Raw genomic sequence first — 13,827 nt, 5'->3', positions numbered from 1 at the left:
TGGCATGTTTTTACAAACCCGAAAAACGTCGGGCATAAAAAAACGTTGAAAAATTTGACCGCACTTTTGTTGTGCGGTCAGCGGTTTTTCGGATTATTTTTCAAAAAAGACTTTTTTCAGCGCCATTTCCAGTCCGCGGAACTCGGCCAAGCCTTTTAAACGGCCGATTGCCGAATAACCCGGATTGGTTTTTTTCTTCAGATCATCAAGCATTTGATGACCGTGATCCGGCCGCATCGGGATTAAACGAGTTTCGCCGTTTGCTTTGCGACGGTATTCTTCCGTCAATAAGGCTTTTACCACATTAAACATGTCCACGTCGCCCTGTAAATGCGAGGCTTCATGGAAGGTTAACGGATTTTCTTCGCGACAGGTAGAACGTAAATGCGCGAAATAAATGCGGTCGCCGAATTTTTCGGTCATTTTGACTAAGTCATTGTCCGCCCGAACGCCGTAAGAGCCGGTACACATAGTGAATCCGTTTGCCGGTAAATCGCAGGTATCTACATACCATTGCATATCTTCAATAGTTGAAACGATTCGCGGTAAACCTAAAATCGGCCGCGGAGGGTCGTCGGGGTGAACCGCCATTTTTATGCCGACTTCCTGTGCCACGGGAATAATTTCATTGAGGAAATAAGCCAGGTGGGTGCGGAATTTTTCCGGTGAAATATCTTTGTAGCGATCCAGTTGACCTTGGAATTCCTCTAAGGTGTAGCCTTCTTCCGCACCGGGTAAACCGGCGATAATGTTGTCGGTCAATTGCTTAATTTCCGCATCCGACATTTTTTCAAAATACGCTTGAGCCTGTTTTTGTTCTTCTGCGGTGTAAATTTGTTCTGCACCGGGACGTTTTAAAATATGCAATTCGAATGCGGCAAAAGCGATTTGATCAAATCGCAGCGCTTTTGAGCCGTCCGGCAATTCGTAAGCCAGATCAGTGCGGGTCCAGTCCAGTACCGGCATAAAGTTGTAACAAACGGTATCAATGCCGCATTGCGCCAGATTGCGTAAGGTTTGCTTATAATTCTCAATCCAGGTTTTGTAGTTGCCCGTTTGGGTTTTAATTTCTTCGTGAACCGGTACGCTTTCCACCACCGACCAGGTTAAGCCGGCGGCCTCGATAATCGCTTTGCGTTTTTCGATTTCTTCCACCGTCCAGATTTGTCCGTTCGGAATGTGATGCAGCGCATTCACAATGCCGGTTGCGCCCGCCTGACGAATATCGGCTAAAGAGACGGGATCGTTCGGTCCGTACCAACGCCATGTTTGTTCCATAAAAACTCCTTACTTAATCATTTAGTTAAAGGCCGACCACCACAGGATTCACGCTAAACAGGAAGCCGTCAAAGTCCGGATCTTCAATGTCGGATAACTCGAATAACTTTTGTTTTACGTTTTCCAAGTGCTGCCACATTGCTTTTTTCGCGAGTGCCGGGTTTTTTCGTTGGATGCCGTTTAAAATATTCTGATGATCCTGAAGCCAGGATTTACGGTATTCCCGATCGCTAATATGGGCGTGTAACCCTTGCCACATGGATGACTTGGCCCGATATTTCCAGAGATCCTTTTGTAATTTAATCAGAATTTCGTTTTGTGTGATTTCGGCGATCGCACTGTGAAATTCCTCATCGGCGGTATAATCTTTGTCGTCTTCGGCTAATTTCATCCGTTCTTTATTTAAGATTTCTTTCAATCTCAAAATATCGTTGCGAGTCGCTTGAATGGCGGCAAATTCCGCGATGCCGCTTTCTAATAACTGTCTTGCCTGTAAAAGCTCAAACGGGCCGACATCTTCATAAGATTCATCCTGATTTTCCGCAGAAGTCAGCGGCATGTTGATAACGTATACGCCCGAACCTTTACGCACTTCCACTAAATTTTCCAATTCAAGCATAATGATAGCTTCGCGAACCACCGTGCGACTAACATTCATTTTTTCTGCAAGATCTCGCTCAGGCGGCAATCTGTCACCAATCCGGTAAAGACCATCAATTAGTTCTTGTTTCAATATTGACCCAATTTTTTTATATGAGCGTAATTCTGCATTTTCAGCCATAATTAAATCTCTTTGATTTCTGCTAAACTTAATTCGGTACCTTTTTTAAATTCCGTTCCATTAACAATTAATTGTCTCGTTTCATTCGTCGGCAAAGTTAATTTTATTACTTGATAAGCCGGTTTCCAATGACCTTGTTTTTGAATATCCAGATAAACCGCCTCTTGCGTACTGCGCAATGTGATGTTTAATTGCAGATATTCGCCATTTTTATATCCGTAGGTCAAACCGTCATCATCATAAATTGACGTTTGAATTTCACCGCTTTGTTTTAACGGATAGATCGCAAGTTCCCGGATTGTATCCGCCTGCGGGTTGCTGTAAGCCATACGTCCGGACATTGGAATCACAGCGCCCGCTTTTACAAATAATGGAATACGTTCCAACGGTGCGCCGACATAAATTGTCTGACCCGCCTGGTAATAAGTTTGACCGTAAAAATCATACCAACCCGCATTATTTTGCGGTAAGTAAACCTCACGCTGACGTTGTCCTTTTTCTACCACGGAAGCGATAAGCAAATCTTTACCGAATAAGTAATCGTCCGTTTCCGCATAAGTATTGGCATCATTTTCGTGATCCAAGAAGGTTGGACGCAACATCGGCTCAAGTTCTTTATGTGACAGCCAGAAAATGTTGTAGATATAAGGCATTAATTTATAACGAAGTTTGATCGTATCACGAATAATATTGGTCACTTCAGGGTACATCCAAGGTTCGTTTACGGTTTTGTCATCATTCCACGAATGGATGGTAAAACGCGGGTGGAAAATTCCGTTTTGAACCCAACGGACGAATAATTCGGGTTCCGGTTTATCGCCTGAAAAACCGCCCACATCATGGCCGACATTGTATAAGCCCGATAAGCTCATGCCTAATCCCATACGAATGTTATAACGCAGAGTGGTCCAGTTTGTACGATTATCTCCCGACCAGGTTTGCACGTAACGGTTCATACCCGAACAACCGGAACGGGAAATCAGATACGGACGTTCGTTCGGCGCAAACTCTTTTTGCGCTTCATAAGAGGCTTTCATCATTAATAGCGGATGTAACGCACGAATTAATTTGATTGGAATTTCTTTCCCGAAACCGACGCATTTCGCATAATCATCCCAAATTTCATATTCGTTATTGTCGTTCCATGTGGATCCGATACCGCGTTCTAAAAGCTGTTCTTTAACGTTATCTTTCCACCATTGAATGGTTGCCGGGTTGGTAAAGTCCAGATGCGAGCCTTCGTCATCCCAGAATACCGAACGCTCGGGTAAATTACTTTCGGAATCCTTAATAAATAAGCCTAGATTTTGCGCTTCCTTATAACGGGGATGATCTTGCAGCATACAAGGTTTGATGTTTGCCGCTAAATGCATGCCCGCTTGGCGGAAATGAGCGGACATTTTCAACGGTTCCGGAATTTTATCGTAGTTCCAGTTAAACACGTAACGTTTGCCGTTAATGGAGGTGTAACCTGATGATAATTGGAAGGAATCACAAGGGATGTCATGTCGTTTGCACAAATCCACGAATTTTTTAAGTTGCTCCTGCGCATCGTCGGCATCCGTATAACTCATGGTGGAACCGCTATAACCCAGCCCCCAGCGCGGACCGAAGATCGTACCGCCGGTTAGTGCGGTGTATTTTTTGGTGACTTCCAGGGTGGTTGGTCCGAGAATAACGTAGTAGTCCATGTCCCCGTCTTCCGCACGATAACTTTTATAAGCAATGTGATAATTATCCAGTTCGTTGCCTAAATCAAACCAGCATTGGGCGAGATTATCGTAATAAATGCCGTAGCTGACATCGTTTTTACGCGTAATATAAAACGGTACGTGTTTATAAAGCGGATCGGTTTTTTCCGCATTGTAGCCCATGGCATCGAGATTGCGCATTTCAAAGCGACGACCTTTGCGATTTAAATCGCCGGCTTTTTCACCTAAACCGTAGCAATTTTCATCAAGGCTGCGGGTGATGAAATGTGCGATTTTATGGTTACTCACGCCAAACTGATAGGCGCCGGTCTTGCGTTCCTGAAATAACGGCAACCAGTGCCCGTTTTTATTGTATTGCCATTCGAGAGCGAGCGGCCGGTGAATGCGGACTTTTAATTTTTCCGTCGTTATCTCGATGACATCGCCATCTGATTTGAATTGATAGCTTGGCAAAGAGAAACCGTCCGTTGAAATACGTTGGCGACCTTCAAACGGCACGTCGTCCCGATTCGGCGAAATCGCCCAAGTGCGGTCTAATTTGAACGAGTTTTTTTGAGTAAACGCGACACGAATGACGTCCTGTTCCAACACGTAAAGGTGCAGCACATAATCACGTTCGCATTGAATATCAACGCGATTGCCTTCTTGTTTTAAAAACGTCGCTTGTTTTAATGTTTTCATTTAAATCCGTCCTTTAATAACCGAGTAATGTTTGCGGCAACCACAAGCTTAATTGCGGCACAAATGTCACAATAAACAGCGTTAAAATTAATACGGCATAAAACGGAAGTAACGGTTTGATGACTTTATCAATTTTCACTCCCGCCACCGAGCAGCCCACGAATAAGGTGGAGCCTACGGGCGGCGTACAAATACCAATGGATAAATTAAATGTCATTAAGATGCCGAAATGCACGGGATCCATGCCTAATTCCGTCACAATCGGTAAGAAAATCGGTGTAAAAATCAATAACGCAGGCGTCATATCCATAAAGGTACCGACGATGAGTAAAATGACATTGATAATCAAGAGGATGACGATTGGGTTGTCTGAAATGTTGAGCAACGCATCACTAATTGTGTAAGGAATATCCGCATTCGCCATTGCCCAGGACATGCCCATTGACGCACCGATTAATAACAACACGATAGAGGTTGTCACCATTGCGTCTAAAATGATTGAGGGCAATTCTTTCAGGCTGATTTCACGGTAAATACACATTGAAAGAATCAAGGTATAAATTACCGCAATCGCCGAAGCTTCGGTTGCGGTGAAAATACCCGCGATGATACCGCCGATAATCACAATCACGAGACCTAAGCTTGGTAAGGCGTCAAGGGTTTTGGTCGTGACTTCTTTAAAAGTCGGTTTCGGCGAAACCGGGTATTTATTTTTCTTCGCAATAAAATAGGCGATAAGCATAATGCCTAAACCCATTAAAATCCCGGGAATATAACCTGCTAAAAACAATGCGCCGATTGATGTACCGCCGGAAATCAATGAGTAAACAATGAAGGTATTGCTTGGCGGAATTAATAAACCGGTCGGTGAAGAAGTGATGTTAACCGCTGCGGAAAATGCCGGATCATAACCTTCTTTCTTTTGCAACGGCGCCATTGTTCCGCCCACGGCTGCCGCCGCCGCAACGGCTGAGCCGGAAATAGAACCAAACATCATATTCGCAAGCACGTTCACATGTGCCAGAGAACCCGGTAAACGACCACCGAGAACTTTTGCAAATTCAATTAAACGTAACGCAATTCCGCCGCGATTCATAATATTACCCGCCAAAATGAAAAACGGAATCGCAAGCAGTGAGAAGCTATCTAAACCGGACGCCATTTTTTGCGAGATTACCGCAATTGCCGATTCCACAGGTAGAGCGAGCAAAATAGTTAAAAATGATGATACGCCGATAGCGAAAGAAATTGGTACACCAATAGCAAGAAAAAAGAAGAAACTCCCCGCTAATGTGAGAATTGTTGTCCATTCCATATGAGGCTCCTTTAATTCTGACCGGAAAGTTGACGGATATCAGCAATTAAATCTCTTGCTAAGAAAATCAACATAAAAAAACCGCTGACGGGAAGCGCGAGATAAACCAACCCCATTTGAATTCCCAATACGGGAGAAATTTGCCCGGCCTCTATTGTATCTAAAACGAGTTTCATGCCGCCGTAACACATAATGACAACAACAAAGAAGATACTAACCGAATTAATAATGAACCGGAGTAACGCCTGTTTTTTAGGGGACGTTTCAAATTTCATTAATAATAAATCGATAGCCAAATGTTTCTTTTTTCCTAAACCGTAAGCGGCACCGACCAGTCCGACCCAAATAAATAAGAAACGGGCCGTTTCATCGGTAAATGCACTTGGCGCATTCAAAATATAACGAGAAAACACTTGCCAAACTACGGAAATGACAAGACCTATACATAATACGACGCAAAAAGTTGCGAGTATTCGGTTAAGTAAAGATATGAACGTTGTCATATAGTCTCCTTAACAATATCAATGAAGAGTCAAACCAAATGTCTTATGAAAAGTTTATTTATGATAAATTGGTAAACCAAATATACAGGTAATAGCTGCTGAAATGTACTGTTTTTTTATGAATTTTATTCAATTTGTGATGTGTATCACAAATTTAAATAAATTTGGTAGAGCGGTTTGTTGTTTTGGTCTAATATCTTTTGCGGCAATGGAGTTGTGAGCTATATCATTGCTAAGATTTTGAATCTTTTTCGAACGGAGAACATTTTATGTTAATTAAGAAACATGCAATTACCTTAGCTCTTGGCGGCTTGCTCGTCGCAACGATGTCCTTTTCTGTTACGGCAAAAACAACACTTAAACTTAGTCATAATAATGATAAAACGCACCCGGTACATATTTCTATGCAGGCTATGGCGGATGAAGTTAAAAAGGCGACGGATGGTGAAGTGGTCATTCGCATTTATCCAAACAGTCAATTGGGCAATCAACGTGAATCCATGGAATTGATCCAGTCGGGTTCTCTTGATATGGCGAAATCAAATGCAAGTGAATTGGAAGCATTCCAACCGCTTTACGGTGCGTTTAATGTTCCGTATTTATTCAAAGATAGCGCGCATTATTACAAAGTATTACAGGATCCTGAAATCGGCGGAAAAATTTTAGATTCCACAAAAGGCAAGGGATTTATCGGTTTAACTTATTATGATGCGGGTTCTCGCAGTTTTTATGCGAAAAAACCAATTAAAACTCCGGCGGATTTAAAAGGCTTAAAAGTTCGGGTACAACCAAGCCCAAGTGCGTTGGAAATGATGAAATTAATGGGTGCATCAGCAACTCCGTTAGCGTTTGGCGAACTTTATACCGCCCTTCAGCAAGGTGTCGTAGATGCGGCGGAAAACAATCCGACCGCTTTAACATTAATGCGTCATGGCGAGGTGGCGAAGTTTTATAGTGAAGATGAGCACACGATTATTCCTGATGTTCTGCTAATCAGCGAGAAATCCTGGGCCAAATTAACGCCGGAACAGCAAAAAATTGTGAAAGAAGCGGCGGATCATTCCATGATGACTCATAAGGATCTTTGGGCTAAAGCTACTCAGGAAGAAATTCAAAAAGCAAAAGATACGATGGGAGTCGAGTTCGTTAAAGTGGATAAACAACCCTTTGTCGATGCGGTAAAACCTATGCATGATAAAGCGCTTTCGGATCCGGTTATCGGCCCGATGGTACAAAAAATTGATGAAGCGCGATAATCATGAGTTATTAGGGCATGATTATCATGCCCTTTAATTTTAAATTATGGAGAAAGACGATATGACATTGGCAAAAAATCATAATTTTAAAGATAAAGTGGTAGTTATTACGGGAGCCGGCGGCGTGCTTTGCGCTTATTTTGCGAAAGAAATTGCCAAAACCGGTGCGAAAGTGGCGTTACTCGATATTAACCTTGAATCGGCACAAAAATTTGCCGCTGAAATCAGCGCGCAGGGATATATTGCAAAAGCCTATAAAACAAACGTATTGGAATTAGACAGTATTAAACAAACCCGCGATGCCATCGCCGCCGATTTCGGAACCTGCGATATTCTGATTAACGGCGCCGGCGGCAATAATCCGAAAGCCACGACAGATAATGAATTTCATGAATTGGATTTGCCGCCAGCGACCAAGTCGTTCTTTGATCTGGATAAAGCCGGTATTGAGTTTGTGTTTAATTTAAATTATTTAGGTACCTTGCTGCCGATACAGGTATTTGCCAAAGATATGGTGGGCAAAAAGGGAGCAAATATTATTAATATTTCCAGCATGAATGCTTACACACCGTTAACCAAAATTCCTGCTTATTCCGGCGCTAAAGCCGCGATCAGCAATTTTACTCAATGGCTTGCCGTTCACTTTTCTCATGTGGGAATTCGTTGTAATGCCATTGCGCCGGGATTTTTAGTGAGTAACCAGAATCGCGCATTATTATTTGACGCCGAAGGAAAACCAACTGCGCGTGCGCATAAAATTCTCACCAATACGCCGATGGGACGTTTTGGTGAAGCCAGTGAATTAATGGGCGGCATTCTGTTTTTAATGGATGAAGAATACGCCAGTTTTATCAACGGCGTCATATTACCGATTGACGGCGGTTTTTCCGCTTACAGCGGCGTTTAAGGAGTTCCCCGTGAAACAATTTATGGATGAGGATTTTTTGCTGTCCAATGATGTGGCGCGCACGCTCTATCACGACTATGCGAAAGATCAGCCTATTTTCGATTATCACTGCCATTTACCGCCGAAAGAAATTGCGGAGAATCGACAATTCAAAGATTTGACCGAAATCTGGTTAGCCGGCGACCATTATAAATGGCGCGCCATGCGTTCGGCGGGGTTTGACGAGAACCTGATTACGGGTAATGCTTCCGCTTATGAAAAATACCTGGTCTGGGCAAAAACCGTACCGCTTTGTATCGGTAATCCGATTTACCACTGGACCCATCTGGAGCTTCGCCGTCCTTTCGGGATCACGAATACCTTATTTAATCCGCAAAGTGCGGGCAAAATTTGGCAAGAATGTAACGAATTATTACGGCAACCCGAATTTTCCGCCCGCGGTATTATGAAACGGATGAATGTCAAATTTTCCGGAACGACGGACGATCCTATCGACAGCCTTGAATATCACAAAGCGCTTCAAGAAGACACCACTTTCGATATTGAGGTTGCGCCGAGCTGGCGTCCGGACAAAGCGGTTAAAATCGAATTAGACCAATTTAATGATTACATCAATCGGCTGGAACAGGTTTCCGATACGGAAATTCGCAGTTTTAACAGTTTGAAAAAAGCGTTATGGAAACGCTTGGAACATTTTGATCAACACGGTTGCAAATCCGCCGATCACGGTATAGAAATCGTGCGCTTCGCTCCCGTTCCCGACGAAAAAGAACTGGATCGCATTTTGCAATTACGCCGCAATGAACGCCCGCTGACCGAACTGGAAATTAGTCAATATTCGACCGCACTTTTCGTTTGGTTTGCTCAAGAATATTGCAAACGCAACTGGGTTATGCAAATGCATATCGGCGCATTGCGTAATAACAACACGCGAATGTTCAAATTGCTCGGCGCGGATGCGGGATTCGATTCCATAGCCGACCGCACTTTTGCGGAACCGCTTGCGCGATTATTGGATTCTATGGATCAAAACAACGAATTGCCGAAAACAATTTTGTATTGCTTAAATCCTCGCGATAATGAAATGATTGCCACCATGATTGGCAATTTCCAAACCGGAGGGATTGCGGGCAAAATTCAGTTCGGTTCGGGTTGGTGGTTTAATGATCAGAAAGACGGCATGAAACGCCAGTTACAACAGCTTTCTCAATTGGGATTATTAAGCCAATTTGTCGGTATGCTAACGGATTCGCGCAGCTTCCTGTCTTATACCCGTCACGAATATTTTCGTCGCATTCTTTGTGAAATGATCGGTAAATGGGTGGTTAACGGCGAAGCGCCGAACGATATGAACCTACTCGGCAATATGGTTAAAGATATCTGTTATAACAACGCAAACAGTTATTTCAAATAAATTAGTATAAATTTCAAAGTTTGTGATCACGCTCACGTTTTCACAAACTTTTTTTTGTTAATATGTTTGCATGTAATACTTGTATACTAGAATGTTTAAACATGAAAAGGAACGTGACTATGAAAAAAAGAACCTTCTTGAAAACATTATTAGCGAGTGTGGTGCTGTTTTCACTTTCTGCCTGCGACGACAAAGGTGGCAGTTCATCAGTTAAAATTGTGAAAGTTTCTTCTGTTGTTGCCCCAACCCACCCTTCGACCATTGCGTTAAAAGAAGTTTTTAAACCTATGATTGAAAGTAAAACCAATGGTAAATATCAAATCGATATTTATGATTCCGGACAATTAGGCGATGAAAAACAATCCTTTGACTATACCCGTCAAGGCATTGTGGATATGTCTGTGTTAGGGACAGTTATGTGGTCCGAAGTACCGAAAATGTCCGTACCGGATTTTCCGTTTTTATTCCGGGACGTGGCGCATGCCCGTAAGATTTATCAAGGCGATATCGGTCAGGAAATTGCCAGTAGTTTTGAAGAATCACAACCTATTAAATTTTTAGCTTGGATGCCGAATGGTGCTCGTGTCTTTTCTTCCAGTAAGCCGTTATCGAATCCGGAACAATTTAAAGGACAGAAAATGCGGATGCCGAATAACCCTATTCACGTCAAAGTAGCGGAATTGTTAGGTGCGAATGTAGCGATTATGGGATTAGGGGAAGTATTCACTGCTCTTGAACAAGGTGTAGTAGACGGTCAGGACAATCCTTTATCTACTTTTGTTCAACAAGGTTTTTATTCCGTTAACAAAAATATCTATGAAACCAATCATATGGTTTCTTCTTTGGAATTATTAGCGAACGCTAATTTCTGGAATGGCTTAAGTGATGAAGAGAAAACCATTTTTAATGAAGCGGCGAAAGCGACTTCGGATAAAAGCTGGGATCTTTATCAGGAAAGTATCGACGCAGATAAAAAATTAGTGCAGGAAAAAGGCGGCACAATTATCGTTCCGACGGAAGCGGACAAAAAAGTGTTAGTGGAAAAAATGCAGCCGCTTTATGACGATCTGTATAAAAAATACGATTGGGCGGAAGCTTTAGTCAATAAAGTGAGAGATGCTCAATAACCATCAGACGGAGTATTGAAGTATGAAAACTTTTATCGATAAATTGTTCAACGGCATTCAAATATTGCTAGGCGTGATGCTCGCCGTAATGATTGCCCTTGTGTTTTTTAACGTCATACTTCGATTCTTTTTCAATTCCGGTTTGGTCTGGTCAGAAGAAGTATCGAGATATGTCTTTGTTTACGTGATTTATCTCGGCGCGATTGTGGCGATGAAGGAAAATGCCCACTTAGGGGTAGATACGTTCATTAAAAAAGCACCGGAAAAATTGAAATGGCTGCTTTTCGTTCTGGGACGGTTCATCATTATTGTGGTTATGGCTATCTTGTTTAAAGGCAGCCTTGCCATGGTGATTCAATCTCATACGGCGAAAGCGGCAGCAACGGGTTTGCCTTTATCTGTTGTGTACGGAATCGGGTTATTGACAGGCGCAGCAATTATTTTAATTGCGTTACTGAATATTATTGATGTGATTAGAAATCCTAAATCTGTTCACCAAGCCGCATTAATGAGTGAATCAGATTCAGATTAGGAGAAAAATATGACCATTCTTATTTTCTTAGCCAGCCTCGTAGGCGGCATTATTATCGGCGTGCCGATCGCATTCTCATTGCTGTTTTCAGGCATGATGCTGATGTTTTATCTCGGTGGTTTTAATTCACAGATTTTATCGCAAAACCTATTTAACGGAGCCGATAGCTTCTCTATGATGGCAATTCCGTTTTTCGTAGTGGCCGGCGACTTAATGAATCGTGGTGGGTTAACTAATAAAATTGTTGATGCGGCGACCGCACTTGTAGGACATATTCGTGGCGGTTTGGGTTATGTAGCGATTGTCGCCATTCTGTTGTTCGCTAGTTTGGTGGGAAGTGCGGTGGCGTCTACTGCCGCTTTGGGGGCGATTTTAATTCCGATGATGGCAACTATCGGTTATAACCGTGATCGTGCCACCGCATTAATTGCTGCAGGTAATATTTTATCGCCGATAATGCCTCCATCTGTACCGATGATCATCTTTGGTGTTACAGCTGGTGTATCTGTGACAGATTTGTTTATGGGTGGCATTGCTCCCGCAGTTTATATCACTCTTATCCTTTGTGTCATTTGGGCTATTGTTTCCCGAAAAGATTCTGCCGTACCGTTACCGAAAAGATCATTTAGAGAAGTTGTGCGAGCAACTCGTGAAGCGGTTTGGGCCATTCTGATGCCTGTAGGTCTATTACTCGGTCTGCGTAGTGGTATTTTTACACCGACTGAAGCAGGGGTTGTGGCTGTTGTTTACGCACTAGTTATCGGCTTACTTGTATATCGTGAATTAACGTTCCAATCCATTAAAGAGTGTTTCATTTCTTCTGCTAAAGCCAGTGCGGCAATTATGTTCCTTGCCGCTGCTGCAATGGTATCTTCTTGGTTAATGACCATCGGTAACATTCCGCGCATTGTAACGGATTTACTTCATCCGTTTATCGGTTCATCGATTTTATTAATGCTGGTAATTGCCGGTTTGGTACTACTGGTCGGGACATCAATGGACGTAGTACCGACTATTCTGATTTTAACACCGGTGTTAATGCCAGCTGTGAAACAGGCGGGGATTAATCCGGTCTATTTCGGTGTGGTCTTTATTATTACCTGTGTCTTCGGCTTGTTAACGCCACCAGTGGGGACTGTATTAAATGTTGCCGCCAGTACAGGCAAAATCAATATAGAACGCATCGTACGTAAAATATGGCCTTTCTTACTTGCGATTATCTTAGTAATTATTATGTTAATCATATTTCCGAGTACATTTCTAGTGCCACTCGAATTTTTTACTAAATAAGGATTAATAAAATGAAAGCAATAAGTGTTTCTAAACCTTTTGAATTAACCGTTGCCGATGTGCCGGCTCCTACTGTAACAAAAGACGATGATGTGATTATTAAAGTGGCTTTCGGTGGAATCTGCGGTTCGGATATCGGAATTTATACCGGCGGTAATTCCCTTGCCAAATATCCTGCTATTATCGGTCACGAATTCGTGGGAACCGTGGTGGAAACAGGCAAAGCCGTGATGCATGTTAAAGTCGGTGATTATGTAGTGAGCGATATTGTTAACAGTTGTGGGCATTGTTATGCCTGCCGCACGGGTCATCATAATGTGTGTAAAAATTTGCAGGTTACAGGCGTTCATTCACAAGGCGGATTTGCTGAATATGCAAAAACCAGAGCAGATAATGTTTATTTGGTTGATACCGATAAAATTCCGCGTAAAACCGCTTGTTTAATCGAACCTTATGCCGTCGGCGTGGAAATTAATACCCGAGCATCTATTGCTGCCGGCGATAAAGTCGTGGTATTCGGTTCCGGACCTGCCGGTTTGGCGGTGATGCAGGTGGCGCGTGCTCGTGGTGCGGAAGTGCTGATTACCGATATTTTCGAAGAACGCCTGCAATTAGCGCGTGAGATGGGTGCTACCAAAGCGATTAACGTGAAAGATGTTGACATGCGCCAAGCGGTCAGCGAGTTTACCGATGACGAAGGCGCGCATGTGGTGGTGGATGCCGTTTGTTCTCCGCAAAGTATTCTTGACGCGTTGGATATTGTTGCTCCGTCCGGTCGTTTTGTGGTGTTGGGAACCGGCGGCACACCGTCAGAAATTCCGCAGGTCGCATTTACCAAAAAAGGCATTAATGTCTTCGGTACCCGTTTAAACAACAAACGCTTCCCGGAAGTGATTCGTTTATTTGAAGAACATAAAGTCACGCCGGAAAAAATGATTACGCATACGTATAAGTTTGAAGATATTGCAAAAGCCTTTGATGTAATCAAAAACGAAAAAAATACAGTGTGCAAAGTATTACTTGAATGGTAA

General features: G+C 42.9%; 12 protein-coding genes. 7 read left to right on the top strand and 5 right to left on the bottom strand.

Going from position 1 to position 13,827, the window contains the following annotated elements:
- Positions 1-93: 93 nt before the first annotated feature.
- Genes uxuA through P7M01_RS06875 form a run of 5 tightly spaced genes read right to left on the bottom strand, consistent with a single transcriptional unit; the run spans position 94 to position 6,270 of the window.
- Positions 94-1,278: a mannonate dehydratase gene (gene uxuA, locus P7M01_RS06895; RefSeq protein WP_317483631.1), complete on the bottom strand. Its 1,185-nt coding sequence runs from the start codon at positions 1,276-1,278 to the stop codon at positions 94-96.
- A gap of 25 nt (positions 1,279-1,303) precedes the next feature.
- A complete protein-coding gene (locus P7M01_RS06890) occupies positions 1,304-2,059 on the bottom strand; it encodes an FCD domain-containing protein (RefSeq protein ID WP_317479484.1) in 756 nt (251 codons plus the stop codon).
- A gap of 2 nt (positions 2,060-2,061) precedes the next feature.
- Positions 2,062-4,452 (bottom strand): glycoside hydrolase family 31 protein, encoded by a 2,391-nt coding sequence (locus P7M01_RS06885; RefSeq protein ID WP_317483630.1) that lies wholly within the window; start codon positions 4,450-4,452, stop codon positions 2,062-2,064.
- Between the two features lie 13 nt (positions 4,453-4,465).
- Positions 4,466-5,767 carry a TRAP transporter large permease gene (locus P7M01_RS06880; RefSeq protein ID WP_317477648.1) on the bottom strand — a complete coding sequence of 434 codons (1,302 nt, stop codon included), beginning with the start codon at positions 5,765-5,767 and terminating at the stop codon, positions 4,466-4,468.
- Positions 5,768-5,778: 11 nt separating this feature from the next.
- Entirely contained in the window at positions 5,779-6,270 is a 492-nt protein-coding gene (locus P7M01_RS06875) for a TRAP transporter small permease (RefSeq protein WP_202936653.1), read from the bottom strand.
- A 269-nt stretch (positions 6,271-6,539) separates the two neighbouring features.
- Here P7M01_RS06875 and P7M01_RS06870 point away from each other — a divergent pair, with 269 nt between their 5' ends.
- The 7 genes from P7M01_RS06870 to P7M01_RS06840 all read left to right on the top strand — a co-directional run bounded on the left by P7M01_RS06870 (position 6,540) and on the right by P7M01_RS06840 (position 13,827).
- Positions 6,540-7,526, top strand: coding sequence for a TRAP transporter substrate-binding protein (locus P7M01_RS06870; protein ID WP_317481458.1), 987 nt, complete (start codon positions 6,540-6,542; stop codon positions 7,524-7,526).
- A gap of 61 nt (positions 7,527-7,587) precedes the next feature.
- Positions 7,588-8,433, top strand: a complete 846-nt coding sequence (locus P7M01_RS06865; protein WP_317483636.1) for an SDR family oxidoreductase — start codon at positions 7,588-7,590, stop codon at positions 8,431-8,433.
- A 10-nt stretch (positions 8,434-8,443) separates the two neighbouring features.
- A complete protein-coding gene (gene uxaC / locus P7M01_RS06860) occupies positions 8,444-9,847 on the top strand; it encodes a glucuronate isomerase (RefSeq protein ID WP_317483629.1) in 1,404 nt (467 codons plus the stop codon).
- Between the two features lie 119 nt (positions 9,848-9,966).
- Positions 9,967-10,974 (top strand): TRAP transporter substrate-binding protein, encoded by a 1,008-nt coding sequence (locus P7M01_RS06855; protein WP_317483628.1) that lies wholly within the window; start codon positions 9,967-9,969, stop codon positions 10,972-10,974.
- A 22-nt stretch (positions 10,975-10,996) separates the two neighbouring features.
- Positions 10,997-11,506 carry a TRAP transporter small permease gene (locus P7M01_RS06850; protein WP_317483627.1) on the top strand — a complete coding sequence of 170 codons (510 nt, stop codon included), beginning with the start codon at positions 10,997-10,999 and terminating at the stop codon, positions 11,504-11,506.
- A 9-nt stretch (positions 11,507-11,515) separates the two neighbouring features.
- Positions 11,516-12,796 (top strand): TRAP transporter large permease, encoded by a 1,281-nt coding sequence (locus tag P7M01_RS06845; RefSeq protein ID WP_317483626.1) that lies wholly within the window; start codon positions 11,516-11,518, stop codon positions 12,794-12,796.
- Between the two features lie 11 nt (positions 12,797-12,807).
- Positions 12,808-13,827 (top strand): zinc-binding alcohol dehydrogenase family protein, encoded by a 1,020-nt coding sequence (locus P7M01_RS06840; RefSeq protein ID WP_317483625.1) that lies wholly within the window; start codon positions 12,808-12,810, stop codon positions 13,825-13,827.

Origin of the sequence: Exercitatus varius (assembly GCF_029577735.1) — a bacterium.
GTDB classification, from domain to species: Bacteria; Pseudomonadota; Gammaproteobacteria; order Enterobacterales; family Pasteurellaceae; genus Exercitatus; species Exercitatus varius.
Note: the sequence above shows the minus strand (reverse complement) of the source record. Positions and strands in the feature narration are given on the sequence as shown.

Bases quoted from the DNA above. Each gene is read 5' to 3' on its own strand.
- uxuA (WP_317483631.1), bottom strand. From the start codon at position 1,278: ATGGAACAAACATGGCGTTGGTACGGACCGAACGATCCCGTCTCTTTA.
- P7M01_RS06885 (WP_317483630.1), bottom strand. From the start codon at position 4,452: ATGAAAACATTAAAACAAGCGACGTTTTTAAAACAAGAAGGCAATCGC.
- P7M01_RS06880 (WP_317477648.1), bottom strand. From the start codon at position 5,767: ATGGAATGGACAACAATTCTCACATTAGCGGGGAGTTTCTTCTTTTTT.
- P7M01_RS06890 (WP_317479484.1), bottom strand. From the start codon at position 2,059: ATGGCTGAAAATGCAGAATTACGCTCATATAAAAAAATTGGGTCAATA.
- P7M01_RS06870 (WP_317481458.1), top strand. From the start codon at position 6,540: ATGTTAATTAAGAAACATGCAATTACCTTAGCTCTTGGCGGCTTGCTC.
- P7M01_RS06845 (WP_317483626.1), top strand. From the start codon at position 11,516: ATGACCATTCTTATTTTCTTAGCCAGCCTCGTAGGCGGCATTATTATC.
- P7M01_RS06840 (WP_317483625.1), top strand. From the start codon at position 12,808: ATGAAAGCAATAAGTGTTTCTAAACCTTTTGAATTAACCGTTGCCGAT.
- P7M01_RS06875 (WP_202936653.1), bottom strand. From the start codon at position 6,270: ATGACAACGTTCATATCTTTACTTAACCGAATACTCGCAACTTTTTGC.
- P7M01_RS06865 (WP_317483636.1), top strand. From the start codon at position 7,588: ATGACATTGGCAAAAAATCATAATTTTAAAGATAAAGTGGTAGTTATT.
- P7M01_RS06850 (WP_317483627.1), top strand. From the start codon at position 10,997: ATGAAAACTTTTATCGATAAATTGTTCAACGGCATTCAAATATTGCTA.
- P7M01_RS06855 (WP_317483628.1), top strand. From the start codon at position 9,967: ATGAAAAAAAGAACCTTCTTGAAAACATTATTAGCGAGTGTGGTGCTG.